Source organism: Spirosoma pulveris (assembly GCF_054781875.1).
Window position 1 is genome coordinate 380,469 of the sequence record NZ_BAAGTO010000004.1, and the last position, 12,936, is coordinate 393,404.

Below are 12,936 nucleotides of genomic sequence, written 5' to 3' on the forward strand. Positions count from 1 at the left end.
TGAATAACGGACTACATAGAAGTTAAATTTAATACGGTTTCTATTATCCCGACGGGCAGGAGGGATCTTCGGTCGAGATTGAATTTTCCAGCCTACTGAGTATCCCTCCTGCCGTCGGGATGACAGAAAAGCTGTCTGTAAACATAACGGGGTGCCACGATTTTGAACCGTGGCACCCCGTTATGTTTACAGACAGCAAACTAATTTACCGTATTACTTCGCCTGATCCGTGAAGTCGACTACGGTCACATCAGCCAGCCAGGCACCAACGATGCCGCCAAAGGCTTTGTGGGCGGGGTGGGGCAGGTAGGCATCCCGGTCTTTCTCATTATCGAAAGTCAGGATGAAGGCGTGCGTTAGTCCTTTGTTCAGGTTCTCGGGACTGTTGTTGGTACCCCATTTGAACCCTTTGATTTCTTTGATCTGCGATGGCAGCGCTTCAAAAGCGGCTACGATCTCTTTCACTTTGGCCGCCGTTGTTTCGGGCTTGAACTTAAAGAGCACAATGTGCTGAACAGAAGAGCTTTTCATTGTTTTAACAGGTGGTTCCTCGGTTGGTGTATGTGCGTACGTTGTCAACGCGAACAACGATAGCAGGGCGATGGTTAGCAGGTATTTCATAAAGCGATTACAGGTTTGGATACAAAAGGTAAAAAAAGTGCCGCCCTACTTTGGAGCGGCACTTGTCTGAACCTGGATTTATTTGATTTTTTTGATGGCTATGATTTTTTAGATTCTGCGAATCTTCATAAGCAAACTATACATCTGTCATACAGAATCATAGCTATCAGAAAAATCAAATAAATCCCGCGGGGCCGCCCGTGCGGTCCGGATTAAGCTAGTTTCGCCTGTAGATTCTCGTTCAGCGCTTCGAGGAAATCTTCGGTGTTCATGTAATGCTCACCAGCCGTTAGCTTCGTGCCGACGGGATAGGCCGACAAGGCCAGATCTTTCGTCATTTTGCCGCTCTCTACTGTTTCTACGCAAACGGCTTCCAGCGCGTTGGCGAAGTCGATCAGGGGCTGGTTGCCGTCCAGTTGACCACGGAACGCCAGACCACGCGTCCAGGCGTAGATCGAAGCGATTGGGTTGGTCGATGTTTTGTTGCCTTTCTGATACTCGCGGTAGTGACGTGTAACGGTACCGTGAGCCGCTTCGGCTTCCATCGTCTTGCCATCGGGCGTAACCAGTACCGACGTCATCAGACCCAGCGAACCAAAGCCCTGCGCTACGGTATCCGACTGAACGTCGCCATCATAGTTTTTGCAGGCCCAAACGAAGTTACCTTCCCATTTCAGGGCCGAGGCTACCATGTCGTCGATCAGGCGGTGTTCGTAATGCACTTTACCGGCAAATTCGGCGTCGTAGATTTCCTGGAAAATATCCTTGAAACGACCGTCGTATTTTTTCAGGATCGTGTTTTTGGTCGACAGGTACAGTGGCCAGTTTTTCTGCAGGGCCATGTTGAAACAGGCTTTGGCAAACCCGCGAATTGACTCGTCGAGGTTGTACATACCCATAGCGACACCGGCGCCGGGGAAGTTGAATACGTCATATTCCAGAACGGTACCGTCTTCACCTTCAAATTTCATGGTCAGTTTCCCTTTGCCCGGTACTAGGAAATCCGTAGCGCGGTACTGATCACCAAAGGCGTGACGACCTACAATGATAGGGGCTTTCCAGTTGGTAACCAGACGGGGTACGTTGTTCATCACGATAGGCTCACGGAAAACCGTACCGTCCAGAATATTGCGGATCGTGCCGTTAGGCGACTTCCACATCTGCTTGAGGTTGAACTCTTTAACGCGATCTTCGTCGGGGGTAATGGTCGCACATTTGATACCTACACCATATTCTTTAATGGCATTAGCCGCATCAATCGTTACCTGGTCATTGGTTTCGTCGCGATACTCGATGCCCAGATCATAGTACTTGATGTCAAGGTCAAGGTAAGGAAGGATCAGCTTGTCTTTAATGAATTTCCAGATGATACGGGTCATTTCGTCGCCATCCAGTTCGACAACCGGATTTGCCACTTTAATTTTTTCCATCAGACTTGATTATAAACGATTGAAAACGATACGAAAACTTAGCCGCAAAAGTAGTGAATCTAGCCTAAACATGGGTACTTCTCGTCTATCAGCTTCTTGAATGGCCCTGCTTGTCAGGTTGAAAAATCCGAAGTTGGGCGGTGATACGTTTTGGTAATCATCAACTGTATTTACTGTCGGCCAACTTTTTCAGGGTAGGTTTTGCCCAGATCCAAGGTGCCCAAACTCGCTTACGTTATCTCGTGCATTGTGCTTGTTATACGCCAAGTCGGTTTTTCTGACAGGGGCTTTTCTTTTATATGGATCGATGATTACGCCTTATCATCTCCATTATGTGACGAGAAAGATAATAATCCCACATATTAATATGATTATTAGTAATCAAAAAATTGAATAAAATTTACTAATTAGTAATCTTTATTAAGGTATATATATATATTCGAGCGCTACTTTTAACGCTATCATAAACTTAGACAAGCAAATGAAGAAGATATTATTAATTTTAACCGGTATTGTACTACTAAGCATTGGCTCAGTTAAGGCAGGTAGTAATGTAAGCGCGAGTATAATGGCAGATAATATTCGCCAAATGAACACAAAGCCCCAAATCATTAATAATATTCTTAACGATTCAGAGATCCTAGCGTTATTTTTTGGTTGTGCATCGGCAACGTCCACGTCAATGGATATAAATGGAAATACTGTAACGGGCTCAGCAACCTGCTGTAGTAATATAGATGCTGTTGCTGCCATGTGTGCCCAAAGCAGAGCCGACGCAAATTTATCATTAAAGTTATACAGCCAATTGTAAGCAGTATTAACAACACCATTCGTTTCACCGATAGTTTTAAAAGTAGCTTTTCCCTATATCTGCAACCATGAAAAGAGAACGATCATTACTTCTTGTCACATTCTATATCCTCTGTTCAACAAGAATTTTTGGACAGGCCCCATCGGGCATATTAGCCTATCAGCAAATCACCGCTTTTGCTTTTGCCGATACTACCAAACGATATGCTATTCCGTTTGAACTACGATTCAATCAGCATCAATCTGTAACTGTTGCAACGGGTATGATTAAGAAATTAAACCCGATGGATTCTTCACGTATAGCCTATCGAAAATCCGGAAGCAACATAAGCCCATACTGGGTATATAAAGATTTACCCACCAATCGAATTATATCGCATCAGCAGGCTGATATGGAATTCGTATACGTCGACGACACAATAACGCCTATCGACTGGAAAATTATCAACCAATTTCGGATAATTGGGGGAATGAAATGCCAGAAAGCTGAAGCAACAACACGCGGGCGGTTTTATACGGCCTGGTTTACAACCGAGATACCCGTAAGCACTGGCCCCTGGAAATTACATGGGCTACCCGGACTGATTCTGGAAGCTTACGATAACAAAGGTGCGGTTACGTTTCAATTCGAATCCTTACGAATGCCGGCACCTTCAGGTACTATTATCGATGTTCCTGCCCTTACGCCCGGTAAAAAAATTTTAACGGAAAAGACGTTTTGGGAGCGTCATAAAGAAAACAACAGCAGGTTCGATAAGATGGCAAGTTCGCAACCGGGTATGGAAGGGTCACAAATAAAAACAGAAGTTAAAGGTATTGAAGTCCCTCCTAATCCCTAGTAAACTTTGCTTAGGCTCTATAGTAACTGGTTCATTCTCCTTGTCAGCTTTTTGCTGCTGAATAATTATGCATTTGGGCAGCTAACCATACAAATTAAAGGGCATGTAAGTCAAAAAATTACGGGCCAACCTATTCCATCCGTTAGTGCTACACTCTACCGGCTAAAACCTGATACAACGCTAATCGCTTTTGCCTCTACAGACATAGCGGGTAATTACTCGATCAAAACGAGTTCACTGTCAGATTCATACAAGCTGAGTATTCGAGGTTTAGGCTTCGAAACAATTGATACGCTGATTACACCCGAAAAAAACGCCCTGTCCATTCAACTGAATTTCAGTCTAACGACGAAAGCAATCGAGCTGAAAGAAGTATCTGTGAAAGCCATCATTCCAGTACGGAGCGAAAATGATACAACAACCTACGCTGTCAAGGCATTTGCAAATGGAACGGAACGTTCTGTTGAAGATTTATTGAAGAAACTTCCGGGTATACAAGTAAGCGAAGACGGGAAAATCAAAGTAAACGGTAAAATTGTTGATAAAGTACTGATTGAAGGTGAAGATTTATTCAGTAAAAAATACCAGCTTATCACCCGGAATATGGGTGCTGATGTTCTGGAAAAAGTACAGGCTATTAATAATTATTCGGAAAACAGTTTATTGCAGGGAATTGAGAAATCAGGGCGTCTGGTACTTAATTTGAAGATTAAAGATGATATAAAAGCAAAGGTCTTCGGAAATGGTGGTATTGCTGCTGGTACAGCCAAACGATATGAAGTCAATTTAAGCGTATTCTCTCTCATTAAACGATTAAAGATAGGCGTAATTGGGAATGCAAATAACATCGGTACAGATCCCATTGTCAATGCTCAGTACGAACTGGAGTCAGATCAGCAAAATGTAAGTTCGACAGAATCGGTTTCGACAAATCCTCTTGTCAATAATCAACTAACAACTGTACCGGATTTAGCCGTAGATCGCTATAATTTTAACCGGGTAAACCTGGTTGGTGCAACGGTAAGTAGCAAACTGACGGGAAACCTAAAAATTCGGGGCTTTTATTATTTCAGTAATGATAAGCAACATAGTCAGGCTAATAATAGGTTTAGTTATTTGTTAGATAACAAGACAATTAATGTATACGACTCACTAGATAATGTTCGTGCGCCAATCGTTTGGGCCGGGAATATCAGAATGGATTATAAAGTAGATGCAAAGACATTAATCACTTTTTCGTCAGATATAAAAAGAACATCAGCTTCTTTGAAATTTAATACAATTTCGAAAAATGAAGTTCTCTCAGAGGAAATTAGTAATGAGGGTTTTGAGAAATCTCTGCTAAGTAATCAGCACCTTAGTATTACACGAAGGCTACCTGGAAAAAACGCTTTACTAGTTGACTTAAATTACATTTATAACCAGCTACCACAACAAAATATATACAATAGCGCACGCTACAATTCTTTTTTTGGTGTGCCGCCGGATTACAACCTATATAATCAGGCTATTGCCCGTAGCAGCGCCGAAATGAGTGCAGGGCTACGGTGGAAAGGCTCATCGGATACCAGGAAATATTCAATAGGGTCAAGCCTGGTCGTTAGAAATGAAACAGCCTCTATTTCGGCGCAGTTACAAACACCGGATCAACGACAAATCGTGCCTGTGGTATCTGATAAAAACTTGACACGGTACGAAAGCGTGTATTTTACGACAGAAGGGCATTACTTTCAAAAGTGGGATCGTTGGGATTTATCCACAGATGTTGCTTTACAACATGTAAGGGCATCTGGTTATGACAGTACGGATGTGTTGACAAGTAAAAAATTATGGCTAAATCCATCCTTAACAGTTGGCTATGATTTGGGGAAAAGACAAAAAATGCGTTTTACGTATAGCCGGAACAATACGCTGCCAATAATAAACAACCTTATTAGTAACAGTATTCTGACTGACTACCGAACGTTTAGCCGATTTATTCCAGCTCTACCAGTTATTACATCCAACCGGTTGTCATTATCCTATCAATATGTTAATTGGCCTGGTCTACTCTCCTTTTTTACCACAGCATCATGGGCATCTAACAAACCGCCATACAGCACCCATTTACAAATTTCAAACACTATTAATCAACAAACAACCAGACCTATAGAAGGCACCCTCGGTCAATGGTTTGTTTTTGGGCAACTAGACAAACTTATTGCGCCTATTTCACTAAAAGTCAGATGGGAGGGAGAGGCATCGCGAGGTGAACAATTTAACCAGATAAACAGTACAGATCTACGGCGGTCTCAATTTACATCTATAAATAATACCCTCTATTTTATTACGTCTTTTGATCATCCATTCAATGCCGAATTAGGTTTCCGACGGTCTGATTTTACCGTCAGTACGGTGCAACCTGAAGGGTTACCTGCCTATCAGACAAGGCTTATCAAACCTCATGCTGTTTTTACGTTACGTCCCTCAGGTGGGTGGTTTTTTAAACTTTCGGCTGAGTGGTATGATTGGCGATTTAAGACAAGTACCAATGCAGCTCAATTTGTCGATGCGCTGGTCAGGTATGAGCCCAGTCAATCCAAATGGACTTTTGGCTTAGTCGGGTCAAACTTATTTAACAATCAATACCTGGTTTTCAATCAAGTCAGTAATTATTTTGTCAGCCAGCAAGCTTACACCTTATTACCCAGATTTATAATGATACGTGTCGAACGAAAAATTTGACCTTTAGAGTACTCCTTTTGTCAACTGCCAGTTTGTCATTTGAGCGAAGCTACTCTCCAGATTCCTATATCCAGGCCCATTCCTCAGCGCCGGGCTTTAATAATAACCAATCCCTTTCCATCCTCCGTAGCAGTTTTTATGGCGATGGCCGTTGGCGAGATGGTCCCAAGCTTCATGCCGTTATCGTACAGGAAAAACGAGTTTCCGATGGCAGGCCTTACTTCCAGCGTCTGCGGGTCTGAGGTCTCGCTGAAGATCTTGTCATTGCCTTTGGCTGTAACCGAGAAGGTCATATTGAGGTGTGTATGGTCCAGTTTGGTCATCCGGATGGAGCCGGAAAAGCCGGGCTCAGGCATGCGGGCTATGTCGCCGTCCCAGTTCATGTAGGCTATCGTGTAGACACCGGTGAGATTTGCCGTGTAATCGGGAGATCGGTTGGCGACACCGGAAAAAGCCATGAACGCGACTAGAGGGAAGCAGGAAAGCAGAATAGATTTCATTAAGAAGTATAGATTAGTGTGGATAGTAATTGCCTTTGGGGGCGTCTGTGCTGATAAAACTAGTCAGGAAAAGCCGGTTGCAAACGAGCCAGTTCACGAACGGTAGGTTCGGGTTTATGTTCGGAGTTGTTTTCGGTGGTGTAGTAGCCGGAGTCGGGTAGCAAGAACCCACCAGCGTTTAGGCGTGTCCCAACCAAATGCCTTCAAGCATTTGTAAAAGGAAGGAAACCGTGAAATTGGAAGGCGTATGTTCGTATAAATAGATGTATTTCCTTATTTTTAGATGATTATACCCTTCAATACCTCATAAAATTTTGCGATAACTATGAAATACTGTACAAATCTTCTATTTGCTCTTTTGTTGCTGCCTGCGCTGGTCGTTGGACAGTCGAAAAAAGCAGCGAAGGGCGGAGACAAAATTGACAAACTCAAGGCCGAAGCCGCAGCGGCTGTTGAAGCTAATGCCGTTCAGGCTCAGCAAATCAATGATATGCTCTTCAGTTTTGCCGAGCTGGGCTTCCAGGAAGAAGAGTCGTTCAAGTACTTAACCACGCTGTTGGAGAAAGAGGGCTTCACTGTCAAGAAAGGCATTGCTGGTATCCCCACCGCCTGGATCGCTACCTGGGGCTCTGGCAAACCCCTGATTGCCGTGGGCTCCGACATTGACTGTATCCCCAAAGCCAGCCAGAAGCCGGGCGTAGCTTATAAAGATCCTATCGTGGAAGGCGCACCGGGGCATGGTGAAGGCCACAACTCGGGGCAGGCGTTGAACATTGTAGCCGTGCTGGCCGTGAAGAAGCTCATGGAGCGGGAGAAAATCCCCGGTACGCTCATGCTCTGGCCGGGTGTTGCCGAAGAACTTGTGGGTACCAAAGCATTTTACGTTCGGGATGGCTACTTCAAGGATGTGGATGCCTGTATCTTCACCCACGTGGGCAACAACCTCGGTGTATCCTGGGGCGATAATGGCAATAACGGACTCGTTTCGGTTCGCTTTAACTTCGAAGGGCAGGCGGCCCACGCGGCTGGTGCGCCCTGGCGGGGACGGTCCGCTTTGGACGCTGTGGAGTTGATGAACATCGGCTGGAACTTCCGGCGCGAACATTTGGAGCTTACCCAACGCTCACACTACGTTATCTCCGACGGGGGCGACCAACCTAACGTCGTGCCCTCCAAAGCTGCCGTCTGGTATTACTTCCGCGAACGGACCTATCCGAAAATTAAGAAGTTGTTTGAGACGGGCGTGAAAATAGCGGAGGGTGCGGCCCTGATGACGGATACCAAGTTTACGTATGAGATTCTGGGATCAGCCTGGCCGGTACATACCAACCGGGTTATTGCAGCCGCAGCCTATGACAACATCAAGAAAGTAGGCTTGCCCACCTGGTCGGAGGAGGACCAACTGCTGGCCCGCGCTTCCCAACTGGAGCTACAGGCTCCGAAGGTGGAAGGTCTGGCGACGAAACTCGACTCGATGGGCATGCCCACCTCCTCGGCTCCGGTGGTCATGATGGGCGGACAGGCCATGACTCCCATGGGGGGCGGCTCGGACGACATCGCCGACATTTCCTGGTCACTGCCCACCATCGTGCTGCGCTACCCCAGCAACATCCCCGGTCTGCCGGGCCACCACTGGGCTAACGCCATCTCCATGGCCACGCCCATTGCCCATAAAGGAATCGTTTATGGGGCCAAAGCAGAGGCAATGACTCTGCTGGATCTGTTACTGAAGCCGGAGGTTCTAAAAGAAGCCTGGTCGTATTACAAAGACGAACAGACAAAAGACATCAAGTATGAGCCCCTGATTTCGCCCAAAGAGCAACCGGCCATTTATCTCAACAAGAAGATTATGACCGAGTTTAAGCCCAAGCTGGAGCCCTTTTACTACAATCCGGCTAAGTACAAGACGTATCTGGAGCAGTTGGGCATCAAGTACCCCACGGTACGGGACGATCAGCGCGAAGCGGTGAAGAAAGCCGTTGAAAAAGAGAAGTCCAGTGCGGCCAAGGCGGGCTCTTCCCGCTCGGAGTAATCTTTATGTAGTGCCGACCGTCTCGGTCGGCGCTACATAAAAGCGGCTGGTTGGTGGTGTCAATTTTGAGAAATTGACACCACCAACCAGCGTTTATTTTAATACTACCTTGACTACCACCGGCTGGTGATCGGAGGGGTAACGTTGTTCTTTTGCGTCGGTCAGAACGCCGTATTTCAAGACGTCAAATTGCTTACTGACAAATATGTAGTCGATACGGTTATCCATGGGCGCATCGAACTTAAAGCTATTAAACGTGCCTTCCGGACCATAGGGAGGCATTTTTGTTACATTATGCGCGTCGTTCAACAGCGTTTGGATCGTTTTCACCTGCTCCGTTTCGGGGGTTGAGTTAAGGTCACCCACGAGGATGACGGGGGTATTCTTCGCAATTTCCCGGATCTTCTCCACCATCAGCCTGCCCGACTGCCGACGGGCTTCTACGCCCTGGTGGTCGAAGTGAACACTAAAAAAGTAGAGGTCTTTCTTCGTTTTCAGGTCGTTGAATTTGGCCCAGGAACATATGCGGTTACAGCAGGTGGCGTCCCAGCCTTTACCGGGTTTATCGGGTGTTTCGCTCAGCCAGAAGTTGCCGGATTGTAAGGGCTTGAACCGATCTTTTTTATAGAAGATAGCGGAGTGCTCTCCGGCTTCTTTACCATCATCCCGACCGGCTCCCAGGAAAGCGAATTCAGTGAGTTCGGCTACATCATTTAACTGGTCGCGCAGAGCTTCCTGGGTTCCAAAGAGGTCAAATTCGTGAAACCGGATCAGAGCCTTTACATTTTCCTTTCGATTTGGCCACGCGTTAATGCCGTCGCCTTTATTGTTGTAGCGGAGGTTGTAGGTTGCCACATTGATCGGTGTATCTTTTTGAGCAAAGGTGGTCTGTGTAAGCAAAAGGCTGCACAGGAAAGAAAAAATCAGCACGCGCATTTCAGTCGAGTTTAAAAAGATGGGTACTTTTGATTTATACGGTAAGGAATATCCTTGGTAGTACTCCTCACTGTATAAATCAAAAATGAATTTAATTCTACCAGCCGGTTAACCTTCAAAATGCCTGTCGTAAAGCAAAATGCCCCTCAGACAGTTCAGGCTGAGGGGCATTCAAGTAGTAAGGGATAAATTTTATTTTTTGCTGTTCGTATGTGCGTGGCGTATTTCGCGAGCCATATTCATCAGCCGTTTCCAACACCGACTGATCGTCTTTTTCTCTTCGGTCTTTTTGGGTGCTGTTGCCGGCGCTGCAGGTTCTGCTTTGACCGAAGCATTGCGCACCAGCACAGCATCTTTTTCCGGTTTTATTGGTCTGGCCTGGGTATCAATCAGGGGCGCATTTGCGTTTATCGATGTACCGGTAAATGCATCCACGGACGGCATTGCCGTGGTCTGCAATGAGACAAATGGACAGGCTACCACCAAAAGGAGAGCTAAGCAGCCCGGTTTCATTGTCGTTAAGTAAGTTTTCATGAGGCAATAGGTTAGGAATTAGTAGAGCACCTTATTCGTAATCCCTGCAAATGATGATGCATTTATTACAAATATATGAAATAGTATTATTGCATCATATACTTGTACTAAGTTGTTTCAAAATAAACGTGCTTGTGTAATAAAGTCAAATACGATGCCAACTTTTCAGGGCTGGATCAACTAGTTGGCCAACTATAATTTTGTCCGTTGGTCAAACAGGCTGATCTTATGCACTCATAACTTTTTTTTTCGATTCTATGGACGCTTCAATAAGTTGGCTTCCAGAAAATAACGCATAAGTAAGGCTTGGTAGTATTTGTCTGTAAAAACGCCCACCAGAAACTGTTATCTTTGTACCGTTGTTTGTCATAGACTATGTTTGAGAATCTTCAGGATAAGCTAAATAAGGCCATCAAAACCCTAAAGGGGCAAGGCCGCATTACAGAAATTAACGTTGCTGCGACGATTAAGGAAGTTCGTCGCGCGCTCACCGATGCCGACGTTAACTATAAAGTAGCGAAAGAGATCACGGATCGCATCCGCGATAAGGCCCTTGACCGAAAGGTGCTTATTTCAGTTGAGCCCGGCCAACTGTTTGTCAAGATCGTTCAGGAAGAACTGACGGAACTGATGGGGGGCGAAGCGCAGGGAATCAATATCAAGGGCGATCCGGCTGTTATGCTGATTGCTGGCTTGCAGGGTTCCGGTAAAACGACTTTCTCGGGTAAACTGGCGGCCTATTTGAAGAAACAGGGCCGTAATGTGTTGCTGGTTGCTGCCGATATCTATCGTCCGGCGGCTATCGACCAGTTAAAAGTATTGGGTGAACAGGTTGGGGTAGAGGTGTATGCCGAGCCGGAAAATAAAAACGCCGTTGAGATTGCTCAGAACGGGATTGCGCTGGCACGTAAGACCGGTAAGAAGATTGTAATCGTCGATACTGCCGGACGTCTGGCCGTCGACGAAGCAATGATGCAGGAAATTGAAGCCCTCAAACGCGCTATTTCACCATCGGAAACGCTCTTTGTCGTTGACTCTATGACCGGACAGGATGCGGTCAACACGGCAAAGACGTTCAACGAACGCCTGAATTTTGACGGTGTTGTATTGACCAAACTTGATGGCGACGCCCGCGGTGGAGCGGCTCTTTCGATCAAAACGGTGGTTAACAAGCCGATCAAGTTTATCAGTACGGGCGAGAAGATGGAAGCACTCGATGTGTTCTATCCCGATCGTATGGCCAGCCGTATTTTGGGCATGGGCGATGTGATTTCGCTGGTTGAGCGGGCGCAGCAGGCCTTTGACGAAGACGAATCCAAGCGCATCAATGCGAAGATGCGTAAGAATCAGTTCGACTTCGACGACTTCCTGTCGCAGTTGCAGCAGATCAAGAAGATGGGTAACGTGAAAGACCTGCTTGGAATGATTCCCGGTATGGGCAAGATGATAAAAGACTTGGATATTGATAACGATTCATTCAAACCAATCGAAGCGATTATCAGCTCCATGACACCCAAAGAACGCAGCCGTCCCGACATCATTGACGGCAGCCGTAAAAAGCGTATTGCCAACGGTAGCGGCACCAGCATCACTCAGGTGAATAATTTGCTGAAGCAGTTTGACGAAATGCGCAAGATGATGAAGAAAATGAACACCATGCAGTCGTCAGGGAAGCTAAACAAAATGATGCGGTAAGAAATTGACCGGTCAGTAAAAGAGTCAGGTATTGTCAACAATAGTCGGGTTGTTTGCAACTCGCTCGTGACAGTACCTGACTCTTTGTTTTACAAGTCCAGATAATAACGCCGTCGTGCCGGGTCAAATCGTTCAATGGCGTAGCGGAGAGCGGTTCGGGGCAATTGCCGGACGTGGTCGTGCAGGAACTCCTCCAGCGCATCCGGGCTGCGCTTCCCGACTTCCCGGAGCATCCAGCCGATAGCTTTATGAATGAGGTCATGCTTATGTGCCAGAAGCAACTCTGCAATGGCGAAGGTATCGGCAAACTGCCCCCGCCTGATGAGCGATAAGGTTGACACAATAGCTATCCGCTGGCTCCATAAGTGGTCTTCATTTGCCAGATCATACAACAGGGAGCGGTCGCCTTTCAGCAGGTGTGGGCCAAGGATATGCGGGCAGGTCACATCAACCAGATCCCAGTTGTTAACATAGTGCCGATTAGCCAGATACCGTTCCAGTATAATTTCCTGTTGTATCGATGCTGCTCTTCGGTTCTGGTTAACCCAGATTAGCAACCCAACCATTCGACATTCATGAAACGAATCGCGTATCAATAGCTCCGTTTCATCCATAGAAAGATGCAGGAATTGCTTGGCAAGGGTATGCTGCTGCGGCATGGATAGTCCCATGAATTGGTCGCCTTCGCCGTATTGTCCCGGTCCGGTTTTGAAAAAACGAGCTACCTGTACAGCGCGATCAGGGTTGGCCAGGGCGAGCAGGGCGTTTTTTATGTTGGTGTAGGTCGGCTCCATAGGTGCAAAAGAAAAGGCAGA

11 protein-coding genes are annotated in these 12,936 nt (G+C 46.3%); 5 read left to right on the forward strand and 6 right to left on the reverse strand.

Translation table 11 applies throughout. The features are described 5' to 3' along the window. Nucleotides 1–213 precede the first annotated feature (213 nt). Nucleotides 214–621 carry a Dabb family protein gene (locus tag ACYVJM_RS17405; RefSeq protein WP_461149499.1) on the reverse strand — a complete coding sequence of 136 codons (408 nt, stop codon included), beginning with the start codon at nucleotides 619–621 and terminating at the stop codon, nucleotides 214–216. Between the two features lie 212 nt (nucleotides 622–833). Then, nucleotides 834–2,051, reverse strand: a complete 1,218-nt coding sequence (locus ACYVJM_RS17410; protein ID WP_461149500.1) for an NADP-dependent isocitrate dehydrogenase — start codon at nucleotides 2,049–2,051, stop codon at nucleotides 834–836. A gap of 481 nt (nucleotides 2,052–2,532) precedes the next feature. On the opposite strand from ACYVJM_RS17410, the gene ACYVJM_RS17415 reads away from it, so the two are divergent. The 3 genes from ACYVJM_RS17415 (at nucleotide 2,533) to ACYVJM_RS17425 (ending at nucleotide 6,424) form a co-directional block, all read left to right on the forward strand. Beyond that, nucleotides 2,533–2,862 (forward strand): hypothetical protein, encoded by a 330-nt coding sequence (locus ACYVJM_RS17415; protein ID WP_461149501.1) that lies wholly within the window; start codon nucleotides 2,533–2,535, stop codon nucleotides 2,860–2,862. Between the two features lie 67 nt (nucleotides 2,863–2,929). Next, nucleotides 2,930–3,700, forward strand: a complete 771-nt coding sequence (locus ACYVJM_RS17420) for a GLPGLI family protein (protein WP_461149502.1) — start codon at nucleotides 2,930–2,932, stop codon at nucleotides 3,698–3,700. Between the two features lie 6 nt (nucleotides 3,701–3,706). After that, nucleotides 3,707–6,424 (forward strand): carboxypeptidase-like regulatory domain-containing protein, encoded by a 2,718-nt coding sequence (locus ACYVJM_RS17425; protein WP_461149503.1) that lies wholly within the window; start codon nucleotides 3,707–3,709, stop codon nucleotides 6,422–6,424. Nucleotides 6,425–6,507: 83 nt separating this feature from the next. Here ACYVJM_RS17425 and ACYVJM_RS17430 read toward each other — a convergent pair whose 3' ends face one another. Further along, nucleotides 6,508–6,924, reverse strand: a complete 417-nt coding sequence (locus tag ACYVJM_RS17430; protein ID WP_461149504.1) for a hypothetical protein — start codon at nucleotides 6,922–6,924, stop codon at nucleotides 6,508–6,510. A 325-nt stretch (nucleotides 6,925–7,249) separates the two neighbouring features. On the opposite strand from ACYVJM_RS17430, the gene ACYVJM_RS17435 reads away from it, so the two are divergent. Beyond that, a complete protein-coding gene (locus ACYVJM_RS17435) occupies nucleotides 7,250–8,956 on the forward strand; it encodes an amidohydrolase (RefSeq protein ID WP_461149505.1) in 1,707 nt (568 codons plus the stop codon). Nucleotides 8,957–9,049: 93 nt separating this feature from the next. Here ACYVJM_RS17435 and ACYVJM_RS17440 read toward each other — a convergent pair whose 3' ends face one another. Continuing rightward, complete coding sequence (locus tag ACYVJM_RS17440) at nucleotides 9,050–9,892, reverse strand: endonuclease/exonuclease/phosphatase family protein (RefSeq protein WP_461149506.1); 843 nt, start codon at nucleotides 9,890–9,892, stop codon at nucleotides 9,050–9,052. A gap of 192 nt (nucleotides 9,893–10,084) precedes the next feature. Then, complete coding sequence (locus ACYVJM_RS17445) at nucleotides 10,085–10,426, reverse strand: hypothetical protein (protein WP_461149507.1); 342 nt, start codon at nucleotides 10,424–10,426, stop codon at nucleotides 10,085–10,087. 375 nt (nucleotides 10,427–10,801) lie between these two features. On the opposite strand from ACYVJM_RS17445, the gene ffh reads away from it, so the two are divergent. Further along, nucleotides 10,802–12,121, forward strand: coding sequence for a signal recognition particle protein (gene ffh, locus ACYVJM_RS17450; protein ID WP_461149508.1), 1,320 nt, complete (start codon nucleotides 10,802–10,804; stop codon nucleotides 12,119–12,121). A gap of 89 nt (nucleotides 12,122–12,210) precedes the next feature. Here ffh and ACYVJM_RS17455 read toward each other — a convergent pair whose 3' ends face one another. Beyond that, nucleotides 12,211–12,915 carry a DNA alkylation repair protein gene (locus tag ACYVJM_RS17455; RefSeq protein ID WP_461149509.1) on the reverse strand — a complete coding sequence of 235 codons (705 nt, stop codon included), beginning with the start codon at nucleotides 12,913–12,915 and terminating at the stop codon, nucleotides 12,211–12,213. Nucleotides 12,916–12,936: the final 21 nt, after the last annotated feature.

Coding starts and splice junctions, on each gene's coding strand:
- ACYVJM_RS17410 (WP_461149500.1), bottom strand. CDS start 2,051: ATGGAAAAAATTAAAGTGGCAAATCCGGTTGTCGAACTGGATGGCGAC.
- ffh (WP_461149508.1), top strand. CDS start 10,802: ATGTTTGAGAATCTTCAGGATAAGCTAAATAAGGCCATCAAAACCCTA.
- ACYVJM_RS17435 (WP_461149505.1), top strand. CDS start 7,250: ATGAAATACTGTACAAATCTTCTATTTGCTCTTTTGTTGCTGCCTGCG.
- ACYVJM_RS17440 (WP_461149506.1), bottom strand. CDS start 9,892: ATGCGCGTGCTGATTTTTTCTTTCCTGTGCAGCCTTTTGCTTACACAG.
- ACYVJM_RS17455 (WP_461149509.1), bottom strand. CDS start 12,915: ATGGAGCCGACCTACACCAACATAAAAAACGCCCTGCTCGCCCTGGCC.
- ACYVJM_RS17415 (WP_461149501.1), top strand. CDS start 2,533: ATGAAGAAGATATTATTAATTTTAACCGGTATTGTACTACTAAGCATT.
- ACYVJM_RS17430 (WP_461149504.1), bottom strand. CDS start 6,924: ATGAAATCTATTCTGCTTTCCTGCTTCCCTCTAGTCGCGTTCATGGCT.
- ACYVJM_RS17420 (WP_461149502.1), top strand. CDS start 2,930: ATGAAAAGAGAACGATCATTACTTCTTGTCACATTCTATATCCTCTGT.
- ACYVJM_RS17445 (WP_461149507.1), bottom strand. CDS start 10,426: ATGAAAACTTACTTAACGACAATGAAACCGGGCTGCTTAGCTCTCCTT.
- ACYVJM_RS17405 (WP_461149499.1), bottom strand. CDS start 621: ATGAAATACCTGCTAACCATCGCCCTGCTATCGTTGTTCGCGTTGACA.